This is a genomic window from Duganella sp. Root198D2, from assembly GCF_001428585.1.
GTDB lineage: Bacteria > Pseudomonadota > Gammaproteobacteria > Burkholderiales > Burkholderiaceae_D > Rugamonas.
This window is the reverse complement of record NZ_LMIC01000001.1, coordinates 149,178-165,057: the sequence shown is the minus strand read 5'-3', so window position 1 is coordinate 165,057 and position 15,880 is coordinate 149,178. Positions and strand designations below refer to the sequence as shown.

Genomic DNA, 15,880 nt, shown 5'->3' with positions numbered 1-15,880 from the left:
ACCAAAATATGAAAATACTAATAGTCCCCATTGTAAACGCAACATGGCGGGCCGCGCTGATTTAGTACAATAGGTTTTTTGTCCCTCACGTATCCAGGACTGCAATGAACCAGCTCGAACAGCTCAAGCAATACACTACCGTTGTTGCCGACACCGGCGATTTCCAGTCGATCAAGGCTTATGCGCCGCAAGACGCAACCACCAATCCCTCGCTGATCCTGAAGGCGGTGCAGAAGGATGAATACAAGCCGCTGCTGGAAAAAGCCGTGCGCGACAACCCGAACGCTCCCACCGGCGAAATCATCGACAAGCTGCTGATCGCCTTCGGCACCGAGATCCTGAAGTACGTGCCAGGCCGCGTTTCGACTGAAATCGACGCCGCCCTGTCCTTCGACGTGGCGGGCAATGTGGCCAAAGGCCGTGAGCTGATCGCCCTGTATGAAAAGGCCGGCATTCCACGCGAACGAGTGCTGATCAAGATTGCCTCTACCTGGGAAGGCATCCGCGCTTCCGAGCAACTGGAGAAGGAAGGCATCCGCACCAATATGACCCTGCTGTTCTCGCTGTGCCAGGCCATCGCCTGCGCCGAAGCGGGCTCGCAGCTGATTTCCCCGTTCGTCGGCCGCATCTACGACTGGTTCAAGAAATCCACGGGCATCGACTACCTGGGCGCCGAAGATCCGGGCGTGCAGTCGGTCAAGCGCATCTACAACTACTACCGCAAATTCGGCTACAAAACCGAAGTGATGGGCGCGTCCTTCCGCAACACCAGCCAGATCCTGGAACTGGCCGGCTGCGACCTGCTGACCATTTCGCCGGACCTGCTGCAAAAACTGGCCGACACCCAGGCACCGGTCGAGCGCAAGCTGTCGCCGGCCGATACCGGCACCGCCGTCAAGATTTCGATGGACGAGAAGACCTTCCGCTTCATGCTCAACGAAGATGCGATGGCGACTGATAAGCTGGCCGAAGGCATCCGCGCCTTCGTGGCCGACTCCAATAAGCTGAAGCAGATGATCTCGGCAATTCGCTAAGCGCCGCCCGGTTCTTTGCAGGCAAAGGACGCTTCGGCGTCCTTTTTTGTTATTTTTGGCTGTACAAAACGTTACAATTGACAGTGTTATACAATTTTCGGCGCAGTCCCACCCTCCCAAAACGAGACGCCAATGAAACCTGTATTGCGCACCCTGCCGCTGGCAATTGCCCTGTCGCTTACCCTTGCGGCCTGCGGCGATAAGAAAGACGCCAACAAGGCCGCCCCGCCCCCTCCCACCGTATCCGTGATCACCGCCACCAGCGGCGCAGTCACCATCACCAATGAGCTGCCGGGCCGCGTCGAAGCTTCGCGCATTGCCCAGGTGCGAGCGCGTACGCCGGGCATCGTGCTGCAGCGCGTATTCAGGGAGGGCGGCGATGTCAAGGCCGGTGAAGTCCTGTTCCGCATCGATCCCGCGCAATTCCAGGCCAATGTGGAAAGCGCCGATGCCGCCATCGCCCGCGCTGAAGCCAACCTGGCGCAGGCCGACCTCAAGGCCAAGCGCTACAAGCCGCTGCTGGCAGCGCAGGCAGTCAGCCAGCAGGAATACGACGACGCGGTCACCGCGCAGAAGCAGGCTGGCGCCGAATTGCAGTCGGCTCGCGCCGCGCGCAAGAATGCGGGGCTGACACTGGGCTATGCCACAGTCACCGCGCCGATCTCGGGCCGCGTGGGACGCGCCCTGGTCACCGAGGGCGCACTGGTTGGGCAGAACGAAGCGACGCCAATGGCGACCGTGCAGCAACTGGACCCGATTTACGTCACCATCACGCAATCCTCCGCAGAGCTGCTGCGCCTGAAACAGGCACTGGCTGCGGGCACGCTCAAAAGCGCCGGCAAGGACCAGGCGCGCGTCACCCTGCTGACCGAAGACGGACAGGAATATTCTCGCCCCGGCAAGCTGCTGTTCTCCGATGTCGCAGTCGACGAATCCAGCGGCTCGGTATCGATGCGCGCCGAATTCCCCAACCCCGAACGCAACCTGCTGCCGGGCATGTACGTGCGCGCCCGACTGGAACAAGGCGTCAATGAATCGGCCATCACCGTGCCGCAGCAAGCCGTCGTGCGCGGCGCGGAAGGCGCCACGGTGCTGGTGGTCGGCGCCGACAACAAGGTCAGCTCGGTGCCGGTCAAGGCCGACGCCGCAGCCGGCGGCAAATGGGTGGTCAGCTCCGGCCTGAAAGGCGGCGAGCGCATCATCGTGGAAGGCTTCCAGAAAACCAAGCCAGGCGGCACCGTCAATGCGGTTCCGTGGAAAGGTCCGGCATCCGGACCGGCACCGGCAGGCGCTGCGCCTGCCGCATCCGCCCCGGCGGCCAGGTAAAGGGGCCGCCACATGGCAAAGTTCTTTATCGACCGCCCCGTATTCGCGTGGGTGATCGCCCTCTTCATCCTGCTGGGTGGAGCGCTGGCGATCACCATGCTGCCGGTGGCGCAATACCCGACCATCGCGCCGCCGTCCATCGTCGTCAGCGCCACTTATCCTGGCGCCACCGCGCAGGTGCTGGACGATGCCGTCACCTCCGTCATTGAACAGGAGATGAACGGCGCCGACGGCTTGCAGTACGTCGAGTCGCAAAGCGATTCGAACGGTTCCGTCAGCATCACAGTCACCTTCCAGCCCGGCACCAATCCCGACCTGGCGGCAGTGGACGTGCAGAACCGCATCAAGCGCGTTGAATCGCGCCTGCCGCAGGCGGTGATCCAGCAAGGCGTCCAGGTCAACAAGGCGCGTTCCAACATCCTGATGTTCGTCGGCGCCTACTCGACCGACGGCAGCATGGACCCGACTGCGATCGGCGACTACCTGGCGCGCAACGTGCTCAATGAAATCAAACGCCTGCCGGGCGTGGGCCAGGCCCAGTTGTTCGGTACCGAGCGCTCGATGCGGATCTGGGTCGACCCCGACAAGCTAACCGGCTACAAGCTCAATATGAGCGACGTGACGACCGCGATCCGCCAGCAGAATGCCCAGGTGGCAGGCGGCACGGTGGGTGACCTGCCGAACCCGCGTTCGCAGGCCTGGTTCGCGCCCGTGGTGGTAACAGGCCAATTGTCGTCGGTCGAGGAATTCGGCAAGGTCGTGCTGCGCGCCAACCGTGACGGCTCGCTGGTGCGGCTGCGCGACGTGGCCCGCATGGAACTGGGCGGCGCCAGCTACGGCATCCAGGCGCGCCTGAGCGGCCAGCCATTCGTCGCCATCGCCGTGCAGCAATCGCTGACCGGCAACGCCCTGGCCACCGCCACCATCGTGCGGGAAAAGATGGACGAGCTGCAGAAGTACTTCCCGCCGGGCCTGAAATACACCGTGCCGTATGACACCTCGCTGTTCGTCAAGATCTCCATCGAGGAAGTGGTCAAGACCCTGCTGGAAGCTGTGGCCCTGGTGTTCCTGGTGATGTACATTTTCCTGCAAAACTTCCGCTACACCCTGATCCCGACCATCGTGGTGCCGGTCGCGCTGATGGGTACTTTCGCCGCCATGCAGATATTCGGCTTCTCGATCAACGTGCTGACCATGTTCGGCATGGTGCTGGCCATCGGTATCCTGGTGGACGATGCGATCGTGGTGGTGGAGAACGTCGAGCGCATCATGAGCGAGGAAGGCTTGTCGCCGCGCGATGCGACGCGCAAGGCCATGTCGCAGATCACCGGCGCGATCATCGGCATCACGCTGGTGCTGATCGCCGTCTTCATTCCGATGGCATTCTTCGGCGGCGCCGTGGGCGCGATCTACCGCCAGTTCTCGCTGTCGATGGTATCGGCCATGGTGTTCTCCGCGCTGATGGCGCTGTCGCTGACGCCGGCGCTGTGTGCGACCATGCTGAAACCGGTCGAAGCCGGCCACCATCATGCCAAGACCGGCATTTTCGGCTGGTTCAACCGCGGCTTCGCTTCCACCGCCTCGCATTACCAAGGCTGGGTGGCCAAGATCCTGACGCGCACCGGCCGCTTCCTGCTGATCTTCGCCGCGCTGCTGGGTATCGTGGCGTGGCTGTACGTGCGCTTGCCCTCCTCCTTCCTGCCGAACGAAGACCAGGGCTATATCATCGCCAACGTGCAGCTGCCTCCCGGCGCCTCGCGCAACCGCGCCGAGGCCGTGCTGGCCGAAGTGGATTCCTACTTCCGCGCCCAGCCGGGCGTGGCGCGCACCATCGCGGTGGCAGGTTTCAGCTTCTCCGGCAGCGGCCAGAATGCCGGCCTGGTGTTCGTGCCGCTGAAAGACTGGAAAGAGCGCGGACCTGACCAGTCGGCCGATGCGATTGCCGGCCGCTCCTTCGGCGGCCTGGCGCATATCCAGGACGCGCAAGTCTTCGCACTGAGCCCGCCGCCGATCCGCGAATTGGGTAACGCCACCGGTATTACGGCCCGCCTGCAGGACCGGGGCGGCCTTGGCCACGAAGCCCTGCTGGCGGCGCGCAACCAGCTTCTCGAACTGGCGGGCAAGAGCAAGATCCTGGCCGGCATGCGTCCGGAAGGCCTGGAAGACGCACCGCAACTGCAGGTCGATATCGACCGCGAAAAGGCCAATGCGCTGGGCGTGGCCTTCTCGGATATCACGGCCACGCTGGGTACCTCCTTCGGCTCGTCCTACGTGAACGACTTTGCCGCCAGCGGGCGCCAACAGCGCGTTATCGTGCAAGCCGACCAACTGCGCCGCATGCAGCCGGAAGATATCCTGCGCCTGAACGTGCGCAGCAGCACCGGCACAATGGTTCCATTCGCCTCGTTCGCCAATACGCGCTGGGTGACCGGCCCGATCCAGCTGGTGCGCTACAACGGCTATCCGGCTTACCGCCTGAGCGCCAATGCAGCCGCAGGGCATTCTACCGGCGAGGCGATGGAGGAGCTGCTGCGCCTGGCCGAGCAATTGCCGCCGGGCTTCGGCATCGAGTGGACCGGACAATCGGCCGAAGAACGCTTGTCCGGCTCGCAGGCCCCGGCGCTGTTTGCCCTGTCCATGCTGGCCGCCTTCCTGGTCCTGGCCGCGCTGTACGAATCGGAATCGATTCCTGTGGCGGTGCTGCTGGTGGTGCCGCTGGGCGTGCTCGGTGCCCTGCTCGGTGCGCACCTTCGCGACCTGCCGAACGATGTGTACTTCAAGGTCGGCCTGATTGCGATCATCGGCTTGTCCGCCAAGAACGCGATCCTGATCATCGAATTCGCCAAGGACTTGCAGGCGCAAGGCAAAGGGCTGGTTGAAGCGACGCTGGAAGCGGTGCACCTGCGCTTCCGCCCGATCATCATGACCTCCCTCGCCTTCATCCTCGGCGTGCTGCCGCTGGTGATCGCCTCCGGCGCCGGTTCGGCCTCGCAGCGCGCCATCGGTACCGGCGTGATGGGCGGCATGATTACTGCCACCGTGCTGGCCGTATTCCTGGTGCCCGTGTTCTTTGTGGTCGTGCGCCGTATCTTCAAAGGCAGCGAACGGCAACGCCGCCTCGCCGCGCATGAACTCGATCTTCCGGAGTCGAAGCAATGATGAAGCCCTCTCTCTCCAATTCCTCGCCTGCTTCGCGCACCCGCACCCTGGCCGCCGCACTGCTGCTGGCCGGTGCGGTCTCCGGCTGTTCGATGGCGCCTGCCTACCAGCGCCCCGCTGCGCCGGTGGCTGACGCCTTCCCTGCCGTGCAGCCCTCCGCCGGCGCCTCCGGCAGCGCTGCAACGGCCGGCGCAACGCAAACCGCCGCCGAAACCGGCTGGCGCACCTTCTTCCCTGACGGACGCCTCCAGCAGCTGATCACGACAGCGCTGGAAAACAACCGCGACCTGCGCATCGCCGCCCTGCGCATCGAAGAAGCGCGCGGCGCCTACCGCATCCAGCGCGCCGATCGCCTGCCAACGCTGAACGCCACGCTCAGCGAATCGCGCAGCCGCGCGCCCGGCTTTGCCAACTCCAGCGGCCAGGCGCAAATCAACGAACGCTTTGACGCCGGCCTTGGCATTTCAGCCTTCGAGCTCGACTTCTTTGGCCGTGTAAAAAGCCTGAGCGACTCCGCCCTCGCCAGCTACCTCGCCACCGAAGAAGCCAGGCGAGCAGCACAAATCAGCCTGGTCTCCGAAGTCGCAAAGGCCTACTACACCGAACGCGCCTTCGCCGAACAGCAAACGCTGGCCGAAAGCACCTACGACGCCCGCAAGCGCACCTTCGAACTGACGAAGCAACGTGTGGAAGGCGGCGCCTCCTCCCGCCTCGACCTGCGCTCCAACGAGCAGCAGATGGAGACCGCCCGCGCCGCCGCCCTTTCGCTGGCCCGCCAGCGCGCGCAAGCCAGCAACGCGCTGGCCCTTCTGCTTGGCCAAACTCTGCCAGCCGGCATCGCGACCGGCGGCCCGGCCCCGACGGAAGATGCGCAAGCCGACGCCATGTCCGCACTGACCGCCGGCCTGCCATCCGACCTGCTGGCCAACCGCCCCGACATCCGCGCCGCCGAGCAGCGCCTGAAAGCCGCCAATGCCAACATCGGCGCCGCCCGAGCCGCCTTCTTCCCACGCATCACGCTGACCAGCGCGATCGGCAGCGCCAGCCGCGATTTCAGCGGCCTGTTCGAAAGCGGCAGCAGCACCTGGAGCTTCGCCCCGCAACTGGTGCTGCCGATCTTCGACACCGGCCGCAACCTGGCCAACCTCGACGTCAGCCACGCCCGCAAGAATATCGCCGTGGCCGACTACGAGAAGACCATCCAGCAAGCCTTCCGCGAAGTAGCGGACGCACTGGCCGCGCGCAGCTACCTCGGCGAACAGGTGGCCGCCCAGCGCGCAGTGCAGGACGCCCAGGCCGAACGCCTGCGTCTATTACAATTGCGCTTTGAAAACGGGGTCGCCAGCTCGCTCGACGTGCTCGACGCCCAACGCGAATTGTTCACCGCGGAGCAGGCCCTGGTCCAGGCACGCCTGCTGCGCACGACCAGCGCCATCGACTTGTACCGCGCGCTTGGAGGAGGTTTGAAGTAGTGGATTCACCGATCAGTATCCGGCTCGGCCAACGCGCCCGCCAACGCATCGAGCGCGAAGGCTTCCAGGCCTCCGACATCGCCATCATCCCTGCAGCGGCGGGAGGCCCCAAAGGCCTGATCCTGAACGGCATCGACCAATGGATGTTCGGCGATTGGCTGAAACAGGCGCCGCGCAAACGGCGCCTGATCGGCGCCTCGATCGGCGCCTGGCGCATGGCGGCCGGCGCCTTCCACGATCCAGTGGCTGCGCAGCAGCGCCTGGCCCACCACTATGTCCGCCAGACCTACCCAGAAAAGGTGGACGCCGCCTACGTCAGCCGCGTCATTCGCGGCCTGCTCGACTGCGTGCTCGATGGCCGCGGCAACGAAATGCTGACCAATCCCGACTACCTGCTGTCGGTGATCACGGTGCGCGGTATCGGACCGCTGGCCGGCACGCGCGGTAGCCGCTGGCGCGAAATGGCAGGCTTCCTGCGCGCCGCTGCCGGCAATGCCGTCTCGCGCAGCCGCCTGGCCGGCGCCATGGAGCGTGTGGTCTTCCACGACACGCGCGACGATGCGGCCTGGCTGCGCACCAGTTTCGATGCCTTCGCCTCGCACTATATCGGCCTGTCGGAGCAGAACCTGCACTCCGCCCTGCTGGCCTCCGGCTCGATCCCGCTGGTGCTGGAAGCGGTCAGCGACATCCTCGGCGCGCCGCCCGGCGATTACTGGGACGGCGGCCTGATCGATTATCACCTGCACCTGCCCTACCAGCGTGACGTTGGCCTGGTGCTGTATCCGCACTTCACCGACCATATCGTGCCGGGCTGGCTCGATAAATCGATGCCGTGGCGCCGCGCCCGCGACAGCGCACTGGAAAACGTGATCCTGGTTTCACCCTCGCCATCCTTCGTGGCGGGCCTGCCGAACCGCAAACTGCCCGACCGCACGGACTTCAAGCACTACGGCCAGGAGCACGCCGCCCGCATCCGCGACTGGACTTCTGCAATTGGCGAAAGCCAGCGCATGGCCGACGCGTTGGCGCAATGGGCCGAGAAACCGGACCTGAAGATAGCTCAGCAGTTCTAAATCAGGCGTTACTCCTTGTTGCAGCCTTGCAACGGGATATCTACCACGCAACTATTCAGGTGCATACTAGAACTCCAACTCATTGGAGGCTTGTATGCAATTCCTGTCCCGGCTCCGTATTGGGCCCCGCCTCGCGGCGGGCTTCGGCATCGTCCTGCTGCTGTCGGCGATCGGCACCGGCTACGCCCTTTACCATTCCAACGAAACCGCCAACGCTACGCGCGCCATGATGGACCGGCCGCTGGCCAAGGAGCGCATCGTTTCGGACTGGTATGTACTGATCTACTCGGCAGTCGCACGCACGCAGATGATCGCGCGCAGCAGCGACGGCGAACTGTCGAACACCTTCGCCACCGCGATTGCCGACAGTGCCAAGCGCGGCGCCGAGCTGTTGAAGTCCATCGAAGGCTTGCTGGAGTCGGATGAAGAACGCAAGATCTACCAGGACGCAGTCGCCATCCGAGCCAAATACCAGGATGCGAAGAACCAGGTGATGAACGCCAAGAAGGCTGGCGATGCGGCGGAAGGCGAACGCCTGTACCGCGACGTGTTCGAGCCAGCAGCCAAAGCCTACCAGGAGCGGGTCAAGGACTTGCTGGCGCAGCAGCGCAAGGCCATCGACGCCACGGCGGCCGGCATCAACGAAGCCAACGCGCGCAGCAACCGCCTGATGCTTACCCTTGGCATCCTGCTGCTGGCCTTCGGCGCCTGGGCAGCCTGGGTCATCTCGCGCAGCATCACGGCGCCGCTGAATTCCGCACTCGGCATCGCCAACACCGTGGCCGAAGGCGACCTGACCACCCATTTCGACGAACAGACCGCACGCGATGAGATCGGCGACTTGATGAAGGCGTTGCGTGGGATGAACGATGCGCTACGCCGCGTGGTGAGCCAGGTACAGACCGGTACCACCGCAATCGCCACCGCTTCCAGCGAAATCGCAGAAGGCAACCTGGACCTGTCCTCACGCACCGAACAGCAAGCCAGCTCACTGGAGGAAACCGCCTCCTCGATGGAAGAACTGACATCCACCGTGCGCCAGAACGCCGACAACGCGAACCAGGCCAACCAGCTCGCGCAAGCCGCGTCCGACGTGGCCGCACGCGGCGGCGAAATTGTCGGCCAGGTGGTGGTAACCATGGGCTCCATCGACGCCTCCTCGCGCAAGATCGTCGACATCATCGGCACCATCGACGGCATCGCCTTCCAGACCAACATCCTCGCGCTGAACGCCGCCGTGGAAGCAGCACGCGCCGGCGAACAAGGCCGCGGCTTCGCCGTGGTCGCCTCCGAAGTGCGCAACCTGGCGCAGCGCTCCGCCGCAGCAGCGAAAGAGATCAAGGAACTGATCGACAACTCCGTGGTACAGGTCAATACCGGCACCTCGCTGGTGCAGCAGGCCGGCACCACCATGGGTGAAGTGGTAACCAGCGTACGCCGCGTAACCGACATCATGGGCGAGATCACCTCGGCCAGCCGCGAACAAAGCGTCGGCATCGATGAAGTGAACCAGGCCATTGGGCAGATGGACCAGGTGACGCAGCAGAATGCCGCCCTGGTGGAAGAAGCCGCCGCCGCTGCAGCCAGCATGCAGGAACAGGCCGCCCAGCTCGCGCAAGTCGCCGCCTCGTTCAAGCTTGGGACGGAAGCAGTCGCACGCTGGAGCGCCCAGCCCCGCCCTGCCGCCCGCGTCGCAGATCAGGGAGCGGGCACCGCGTCCATCGAAGCTGCTCCGCCCAAGCGCCTGGTCGCACCCGATGCACGAGCCAAGCCACGCAACGCAAATACCACGGCCAGCGCCGCAGAGGATCGGACAACGGAACGACGCACCAAGTCGGAACGCCGCACCCCGGCTGCGGCCAATGACGAATGGGAAGAGTTTTAACGCCTGGACGATCGACGCGGGATGGATCGCCAGGTCCATCTACCGCTTAGGTTTCTTAAGGCCTTGGGCTTTCTCCAATAGCGACACTATCGAGGCAGGCGATGCGACGTTTTTTGCGTAGTCGAGCGCGTTACGCTTATGGTCGTTTGCAATGTTGGGATCGGCATGAGTCGGTGCCATGAGTCGGTGCCAGGTCTGTCATTCGGAAATGAGTCGGTGCCACGGGAAATGAGTCGGTGCCAGGTCTGTCATTCGGACAGGCGAGCCGACTCTTTGATAAATATCAATACGCGAAATCGGCCAAATTCGCACTTTGAGATTCGTCAAATGTGAGCGCTAGCTGTCCAAATGACAGACCTGGTACCGACTTGTGGCACCGACTTGGAGGAGTCCTGGGGTAGCCGTTGAAAACGGCGCCTGGCGTCCATCAAAGGAACATTTGCTGCAGGTCGTTGAGGAAGCGTTGGCCCAATTCGGTTGGCTTGATCAGCATGTGGTCACGGTAAAGCAGGCCTTTGGCTTCGGCTGCATTCAACTGCTTCTCGATGGTGTTGAGCGCGACGCCGGTACGTTCGGCGAACAGGTTCGGCTCGAAGCCGCCTTGCAGGCGCAGGGTGTTCAACATGAACTCGAAGCCCATTTCGTCGCGAGACAGTTCGCGCTCTTCCTGCACCGGATTGCCAGCTGCCACCGCGTCCATATAGGACTGGGGTTGCTTGTAGCGCGCCTGGCGCAGCACGCGGTGCGGGAAGGACAGCTTGGTGTGGGCGCCGGCGCCGATGCCGAGGTAGTCGCCGAACTGCCAGTAGTTCAGGTTGTGGCGTGCCTGGTGGCCAGGTTTGGCGTAGGCCGATACTTCATAGTGGCCGTAGCCGTTCGAGGTAGTCAGTTCGGCGATCATGTCCTGCATGTCCGCACTCAGGTCGTCGTCCGGCAGCTGCGGCGGATACTTCGCGAATACGGTGTTCGGCTCCATCGTCAGGTGGTACAGCGACAGGTGCGGCGGCTTGAATCTAATCGCGGTCTCGATATCCTGGCGTGCCTGTTCCAGCGTCTGGTTGGGCAGCGCGTACATCAGGTCAAGGTTGAAGTTGTCGAAGTTCGCCAGCGCGATTTCTACCGCGCGCTTTGCTTCGCCGTCGTCGTGGATGCGGCCCAGCGCCTTCAGGTGCTCGCTGTTGAAGCTCTGGATACCGATCGACAGGCGGTTGATGCCGCTGTCGCGGTAGGAGCGGAACTTTTCGGCCTCGAAGGTGCCGGGATTGGCCTCCATCGTGATCTCGCAGGCGCCGTCCAGCGGCAGCAGGCTGCGCAAGTCCGACATCAGGCGCTCCATGCCTGCCGCCGACATCAGGCTCGGTGTGCCGCCGCCGATGAAGATCGTGTAGATCTTGCGGCCCCAGACCAGGGGCAGCGACATTTCCAGGTCGCGCCGCAGCGCGTCCAGGTATTCCTTCTCAGGCACTTCGCCCTTCGCCTCATGCGAATTGAAGTCGCAATATGGGCACTTGCGCACGCACCACGGCCAGTGGATGTATAGCGACAGCGGCGGCAGGGCTTGCAGGTTCAGCGCGCCGGGGCGCAGGTAGGTTGCAGCGACGCCGGCGGCGCTGTCGATGGTGCGGCTTGGTACGGCATTGCCGACCGGCTTGATCGGGATCATTTCTTCAGCTTCTCTACCAATGCACGCAGGGCCTGGCCGCGATGGGACAGTCGGTTCTTCTCTTCCGGTGCCAGTTCGGCCACATGCTTGCCCAGCGCAGGAATCAGGAAGTACGGGTCGTAGCCAAAGCCGCCTTCGCCGCGCGCTTCGGCCGAGATCACGCCTTCCCAGCGACCGTCGGCGATCACCGGCTGCGGGTCGTCGGCGTGGCGCACGAACACCAGCACACAGTAATAGTAGGCCGATTTGTCGGCTTGCGCTGCCAGGTCGGCGATCAATTTCTCGCTGTTGCGCGCGTCCGATTTCGGCTCGCCTGCATAGCGTGCTGAATACACGCCAGGCGCACCGCCCAGCGCATTGACGCATACGCCCGAATCATCGGCCAGCGCCGGCAAGCCGGTCAGGCGCGCTGCGTGGCGCGCCTTGGTCAGTGCATTTTCGACAAAAGTGTGGAAAGGCTCATCCGCCTCAGGCACGTCGAATTCACCCTGCGGATGGGCAGAGAAACCAATGGTCGAGAGCAGCTCGTTGAATTCCTTGAGCTTGCCCTTGTTGTTCGATGCGAGAACGATGCGTTGTGTCATGAATATCGGCTCTTTTGAAAGAGCCGATATTTTAAACCACTTGCAGCACCAGCTTGCCCTGGTTGGCGCCGGTGAACAGCTTGGCGAAGGTCTCGGGGAAAGTGTCGAGGCCTTGCACCACATGTTCGCGGGTTTTCAGCTTGCCGGCCTGGATCCAGCCGCCCATGGTGGTGATGGCTTCCATCGCGCGGTGATAGTAGTCGCCCACCATCACGCCGCGCATGGTGGCGCGCTTGACCAGCAGCTGCAGGTAGTTCGACGGCCCGGCCACGGCATCGGTATTGTTGTACTGCGAGATCGCACCGCAGATCACCACGCGCGCACCATGTGCGAGGTTGGCCAGCGCCGCATCGAGGATGGCGCCGCCCACGTTGTCGAAGAAGACATCGATGCCCTTCGGCGCATGCCGGCGCAATGCTGCGGCCACGTCTTCGGACTTGTAGTCGATCGCCGCGTCGAAGCCCAGCTCCTCGACCAGGTAACGCACTTTATCGGCGCCGCCTGCAATGCCGATCACCCGCGCACCTTTGAGCTTGGCGATCTGCCCCACCATGGCACCGACCGCACCGGCCGCACCGGAAACTACAACTGTGTCGCCCTCTTTCGGCTGGCCGACGTCGAGCAGGCCGAAATAGGCGGTGAGGCCCGGCATGCCGAGCGCGCCGAGGAACAATGGCAGTGGCGCCAGCGACGGGTCGACTTTGTTCAGTCCAGCGCCGCTGTGGATCGCGTATTCCTGCACGCCCAGCAGGCCGGTGACATGTTCGCCTGCTGCGAAGCCGGGATTGCGCGATTCGACAACGCGGCCAACTGCAATGGCGCGCATCACCTCACCCAGCGCCACCGGCGGCATGTACGACTCGGTCGACGCGTTCATCCAGCCGCGCATGGCGGGATCCAGCGAAATGTGCGATACCTGGATCAGGATCTCACCGTCCGCCAAGGCGCGCAGCGGCGTTGCGGCAAGTTCGAAATCGGAACGCTGGATGGCGCCTTCTGGGCGGCGGGCAAGCAGGAACTGGCGGTTATTGGTCATGGTGCAGAACTCCTCGGGAGATTGAATGACGCCAGTGTACGGACCTCATTCACGCTTGATAAGTCAACGAACTGGCATTACATTGTTGACCAGGGAGGGACAATGAACCCGCAACGCCTTGCCATTTTTGCCACCATCATCCAGTCCGGCAGTATCAGTGCCGCAGCAGTCAAGCTAGGCTGCGGCAAGTCCGTCGTATCGCGCCAGCTCGCCCAATTGGAGAAAGACCTCGGCGCCCGCCTTATCCAGCGCTCAACACGGCAGCTCGCGCTGACCGAAGTGGGACAACTGGTGCTGGAGGAAGCGCGCCAGATCGAGCGCTCGCTGGACAAGATCGCCCACCTCACTGACAGCTACCAGCAACAAGTGCGCGGCCTGTTGCGCGTCTCCTGCTCGATGGCCGGACGGCGCGTGCTGGTGCCGCTGCTGGCCGATTTCACGGCGCTCCACCCGCAGGTGAAGATTTCGCTGCAGCTGGACGATGCAATGGTGGACCTGATCGCCCAGCAAATCGACGTCGCAATCCGCACTTCCGCCCTGGTCGACTCGACGCTGGTGGCGCGCAAGCTGGCCGAGAGCCCCAGCGTGGTGTGCGCAGCGCCCTCCTACCTGGCCCGCAAGGGCACGCCGCGCACGCCGCAGGAACTGCAGCAGCACGCCTGCCTGGTCTACGCAGTCGGTGCGCGGGTTTATGACGAATGGAATTTCGGAGAAGCCGGCACGGTGCGGGTCGACGGCCCATTGCAGATGAACGATGGCGGCGCCCTGGTGACAGCCGCCGCGGGCGGCGCGGGCATCATCAAGGTTCCCTTGCCGATCGTCGCCGACGAACTGGCCAGCGGCCAATTGCTGCGGATTATGGAGGATGTGGACTTGCCGCCGGGCCCCGCTACTTACGCGGTGTACCCGGCGCGCGAATTCCTGCCGTTGAAGACTGCCGCTTTCGTGGACTTCCTGCGGCAGCGCTTGGGAGCAGTTACAGACCCAGCGCCTGCTTCTGCAGCTTGACCAGGTCCTTGATGCCGCCTTCGGCCAGGTCCAGCAGGCGATTCATGGCCGCGCGGTCGAAAGCAGCGCCTTCTGCGGTGCCCTGCACCTCCACGAAGGCGCCGGCGTCGGTCATGATCACGTTCATGTCGGTGTCGCAATCCGAATCTTCCAGGTAGTCCAGGTCCAGCACCGGCACGCCCTTGTACACGCCAACCGAGATCGCGGCCACGAAGTGCTTGACCGGGATGGTTTCGATCATGCCGCGCGCCTTCAGCTTGGAGAAGGCGTCATAGGCCGCCACCATGGCGCCGGTGATCGACGCGGTGCGGGTACCGCCGTCGGCCTGGATCACGTCGCAGTCCAGTTGCAGGGTGCGTTCGCCGAAAGCTTCCAGGTCGAAGGCAGCGCGCAGCGAACGGCCGATCAGGCGCTGGATCTCCTGGGTGCGGCCGCTTTGCTTGCCTTTGGCGGCTTCGCGGTCCATGCGCGAGTGGGTGGAACGCGGCAGCATGCCGTATTCCGCCGTCATCCAGCCCTGGCCCTTGCCCTTCAGGAAACCGGGCACGCGCTCTTCAATGCTGGCGGTGCAGATTACCTTGGTGTCGCCGCACTCGATCAGCACCGAACCTTCGGCGTGCTTGGTGTAGTCGCGGGTGATGCGGATATTGCGCAGCGCATCGACGGCGCGGCCGCTCGGGCGGTTGACAGTGGTCATGGATTTCCTATTTCAGTAACTGGGTAGATTTCTCGATGGCGCCGCGGATTTCCGCAATCGCCTTTTCAATTTCGTCATCGTCGAACACGTCGGTTTCAGTCTTGGCGCCGTGAATGGTCGTGCTGACCACATCGTCCGGCAACTGCTCGGTCGAAATCACGGTCGAACCGGCGTGCGTGGTCGGTGCGCCATCGGCCACCAAAGCGCCCTGCCACATGATGGCCAGCGCCGTCACGTTGTCGCTGGTGTCGCCGGCGCGGCGCAGCGCAGTGGCCAGCATGTCCGGCACCGCCCGCACCACGGTCTGCGTGGTCAGCATCTGCACCAGCTCTTCGTCGGTGACCACCGACCACAGGCCATCGGAGCACAGCATCAGCGTATCGCCCGGCAGCAGGTTGGCGCGGCCCGAAATCTCGATGCGCGGCGCGCTGCTGGCACCCAGGCAGGCATACAGCTTGTTGCGGTCCGGGTGGGTATTGCGCGCCGACGCCGGGATCAAACCCTTCTCGATCATGTTCTCGACGTGTGAATGGTCGCGCGTGCGGCCATGCACCTGGCCGTTGCGCACCCAGTACAGGCGCGAATCGCCGCAATGGGCCCACACGGCGGTATTGTGCTGCACCAGGCAAGCCACGATGGTCGTACGCGGCGACTCCGGCATATTGTGGGTCATCGTGTACGTGTGGATGTCGTTGTGCGCAGCAGCCAGCGCCTCTTCGAGGAAGCGCTCCGCCCCCTTCACGTAAGGGGTGGCCTGTTGCTGGAACATCTGGGAAATGGTGCGGGTGGCGATGGCGGCAGCGATCTCGCCGCGCGCATGGCCCCCCATGCCGTCGGCAAGCACCAGCAACAGCGCGTCGCGCGTGAAGCTGTAGCCCATCCGGTCCTGGTTAACCTTGCGGCCCCCGATATGCGTTTCCTGGTAAACGGCGAATTGCATGGC

The 15,880-nt window shown here is 63.8% G+C and carries 12 protein-coding genes; 7 read left to right on the top strand and 5 right to left on the bottom strand.

Annotation, left to right across the window (positions count from 1 at the left end; translation table 11 throughout):
• The first annotated feature begins 104 nt into the window (after window positions 1-104).
• The 6 genes from tal to ASE26_RS00775 all read left to right on the top strand — a co-directional run bounded on the left by tal (window position 105) and on the right by ASE26_RS00775 (window position 9,949).
• Window positions 105-1,034 (top strand): transaldolase, encoded by a 930-nt coding sequence (tal, locus tag ASE26_RS00800; RefSeq protein WP_057245442.1) that lies wholly within the window; start codon window positions 105-107, stop codon window positions 1,032-1,034.
• Window positions 1,035-1,166: 132 nt separating this feature from the next.
• A complete protein-coding gene (locus tag ASE26_RS00795; RefSeq protein ID WP_055930835.1) occupies window positions 1,167-2,360 on the top strand; it encodes an efflux RND transporter periplasmic adaptor subunit in 1,194 nt (397 codons plus the stop codon).
• Between the two features lie 12 nt (window positions 2,361-2,372).
• Window positions 2,373-5,519, top strand: coding sequence for an efflux RND transporter permease subunit (locus tag ASE26_RS00790; protein ID WP_055930832.1), 3,147 nt, complete (start codon window positions 2,373-2,375; stop codon window positions 5,517-5,519).
• Complete coding sequence (locus ASE26_RS00785; RefSeq protein WP_082507297.1) at window positions 5,516-6,991, top strand: efflux transporter outer membrane subunit; 1,476 nt, start codon at window positions 5,516-5,518, stop codon at window positions 6,989-6,991. Before ASE26_RS00790 ends, ASE26_RS00785 begins: the two co-directional genes overlap by 4 nt.
• On the top strand, window positions 6,991-8,064 hold the full coding sequence (locus ASE26_RS00780; RefSeq protein ID WP_055930829.1) for a hypothetical protein: 1,074 nt from the start codon (window positions 6,991-6,993) through the stop codon (window positions 8,062-8,064). Before ASE26_RS00785 ends, ASE26_RS00780 begins: the two co-directional genes overlap by 1 nt.
• Before the next feature lie 94 nt (window positions 8,065-8,158).
• Complete coding sequence (locus ASE26_RS00775) at window positions 8,159-9,949, top strand: methyl-accepting chemotaxis protein (RefSeq protein WP_082591266.1); 1,791 nt, start codon at window positions 8,159-8,161, stop codon at window positions 9,947-9,949.
• 427 nt (window positions 9,950-10,376) lie between these two features.
• Here ASE26_RS00775 and hemW read toward each other — a convergent pair whose 3' ends face one another.
• Genes hemW through ASE26_RS00760 form a run of 3 tightly spaced genes read right to left on the bottom strand, consistent with a single transcriptional unit; the run spans window position 10,377 to window position 13,232 of the window.
• On the bottom strand, window positions 10,377-11,612 hold the full coding sequence (hemW, locus tag ASE26_RS00770) for a radical SAM family heme chaperone HemW (protein ID WP_057245441.1): 1,236 nt from the start codon (window positions 11,610-11,612) through the stop codon (window positions 10,377-10,379).
• Entirely contained in the window at window positions 11,609-12,196 is a 588-nt protein-coding gene (rdgB, locus tag ASE26_RS00765; RefSeq protein WP_057245440.1) for an RdgB/HAM1 family non-canonical purine NTP pyrophosphatase, read from the bottom strand. The genes hemW and rdgB overlap by 4 nt, the downstream gene beginning before the upstream one ends.
• A 31-nt stretch (window positions 12,197-12,227) precedes the next feature.
• On the bottom strand, window positions 12,228-13,232 hold the full coding sequence (locus ASE26_RS00760) for an NADP-dependent oxidoreductase (RefSeq protein ID WP_057245439.1): 1,005 nt from the start codon (window positions 13,230-13,232) through the stop codon (window positions 12,228-12,230).
• Between the two features lie 102 nt (window positions 13,233-13,334).
• Between ASE26_RS00760 and ASE26_RS00755 the strand changes: the two genes are divergently transcribed.
• Entirely contained in the window at window positions 13,335-14,240 is a 906-nt protein-coding gene (locus ASE26_RS00755; RefSeq protein WP_055930818.1) for a LysR family transcriptional regulator, read from the top strand.
• On the opposite strand, the gene rph is transcribed toward ASE26_RS00755, so the two are convergent.
• A complete protein-coding gene (gene rph, locus ASE26_RS00750) occupies window positions 14,209-14,937 on the bottom strand; it encodes a ribonuclease PH (protein WP_055930814.1) in 729 nt (242 codons plus the stop codon). The genes ASE26_RS00755 and rph overlap by 32 nt on opposite strands.
• A 7-nt stretch (window positions 14,938-14,944) precedes the next feature.
• On the bottom strand, window positions 14,945-15,877 hold the full coding sequence (locus ASE26_RS00745) for a PP2C family serine/threonine-protein phosphatase (protein WP_055930811.1): 933 nt from the start codon (window positions 15,875-15,877) through the stop codon (window positions 14,945-14,947).
• Window positions 15,878-15,880: the final 3 nt, after the last annotated feature.

Coding starts and splice junctions, on each gene's coding strand:
- tal (WP_057245442.1), top strand. CDS start 105: ATGAACCAGCTCGAACAGCTCAAGCAATACACTACCGTTGTTGCCGAC.
- hemW (WP_057245441.1), bottom strand. CDS start 11,612: ATGATCCCGATCAAGCCGGTCGGCAATGCCGTACCAAGCCGCACCATC.
- ASE26_RS00775 (WP_082591266.1), top strand. CDS start 8,159: ATGCAATTCCTGTCCCGGCTCCGTATTGGGCCCCGCCTCGCGGCGGGC.
- ASE26_RS00790 (WP_055930832.1), top strand. CDS start 2,373: ATGGCAAAGTTCTTTATCGACCGCCCCGTATTCGCGTGGGTGATCGCC.
- ASE26_RS00795 (WP_055930835.1), top strand. CDS start 1,167: ATGAAACCTGTATTGCGCACCCTGCCGCTGGCAATTGCCCTGTCGCTT.
- ASE26_RS00755 (WP_055930818.1), top strand. CDS start 13,335: ATGAACCCGCAACGCCTTGCCATTTTTGCCACCATCATCCAGTCCGGC.
- rph (WP_055930814.1), bottom strand. CDS start 14,937: ATGACCACTGTCAACCGCCCGAGCGGCCGCGCCGTCGATGCGCTGCGC.
- ASE26_RS00760 (WP_057245439.1), bottom strand. CDS start 13,232: ATGACCAATAACCGCCAGTTCCTGCTTGCCCGCCGCCCAGAAGGCGCC.
- rdgB (WP_057245440.1), bottom strand. CDS start 12,196: ATGACACAACGCATCGTTCTCGCATCGAACAACAAGGGCAAGCTCAAG.
- ASE26_RS00785 (WP_082507297.1), top strand. CDS start 5,516: ATGATGAAGCCCTCTCTCTCCAATTCCTCGCCTGCTTCGCGCACCCGC.
- ASE26_RS00745 (WP_055930811.1), bottom strand. CDS start 15,877: ATGCAATTCGCCGTTTACCAGGAAACGCATATCGGGGGCCGCAAGGTT.